General features: G+C 57.7%; 1 pseudogene. It reads left to right on the top strand.

Annotation, left to right across the window (positions count from 1 at the left end):
- A pseudogene (locus F8N96_RS34815) lies at positions 1-1,106 on the top strand (RHS repeat protein); the annotation flags it as partial.

Genomic DNA, 1,106 nt, shown 5'->3' with positions numbered 1-1,106 from the left:
CTGGTGCAGTACCGTTACGACGAAAATGGTCAACTGATCGAAGTGATCAATCGCAACAACGATTCCGTTCGACGTTTCAGCTACGCTGATGGCGTCATGGCCAGTCACAGTAACGCCCTCGGCCTGACCTGCAATTACCGCTGGCAGACCCTCGGCGATCAGCCTCGCGTGGTGGAGCACTGGACCAGCGATGGCGAACATTTTCACTACCGCTACGACTTCAACCAGCGCGTTTCCTGGGCTACTGACGTGCTGGGGCGTGAGTTGGAAATTCAGTACAACGAGGACCGTCGCGTGATTGCCAGTCGTGATTACGGCGGCGAATGCTACGGTATTGCCCTGGACGAAGCCGGCAACATGACGGGTTTGAATCTGCCCGATGGCAACAAGCTCGCGTTCAAATACGACGACTTTTCACGCCTGATCGAAGAGACCGATCCACTGGGTCGCAAAATCAAATACAAATATCACCTCAGTACCACGCTGGTCACTGAGACGACTTTCATGGACGGCAGCACCTGGAAAGCCCGCTACGACGCCAAGGGCAACCTCATCGCCGAAGTCGACGCGCTGGGCCACAAAACCGAATACCTGAACAGCGATGACGGCTTGCCGCACACCATCATCGACGCTACCCACAAGTCCAAATACCTGTGGTGGAACGCGTTGGCCCAGGTCGAGCGGTTTCAGGATTGCTCCGGCAAAAATACGTATTACCGCTATGACGAGCGTCAGCATTTGGTCGCCGTTACGGATGCGCTGAATCAGACGACAACCCTTGAGCGCAAACCCGACGGCGAAGTGCTGCGCATCCAGCACCCGGACGGCAGCGCCGAGTCCTTTACCTACAACGCCCTCGGCCAGGTCCTGACGCATACCGACGGTAAAGGCCAGACCACACGCTTGCTGCGCACCGCCCGCGGTCTGCCGAGCAGCCGTCAGGACGCCAAGGGCCAGCGCATCCGCTACGAATATGACCAGGCCATTCGCCTGACCGCGCTGGTCAACGAAAACAATGCGGCTTACCAGTTCGCCTATGATGCGTCCGACCGCCTGGTCGAAGAAAAACGCATCGACAACCTGACCCGCCAGTTCAGCTACAACCT

The sequence above is a fragment of the Pseudomonas fluorescens genome (assembly GCF_902497855.1).
Taxonomy (GTDB): Bacteria; Pseudomonadota; Gammaproteobacteria; order Pseudomonadales; family Pseudomonadaceae; genus Aquipseudomonas; species Aquipseudomonas fluorescens_BI.
This window is presented reverse-complemented; position numbering and strand designations above follow the sequence as displayed.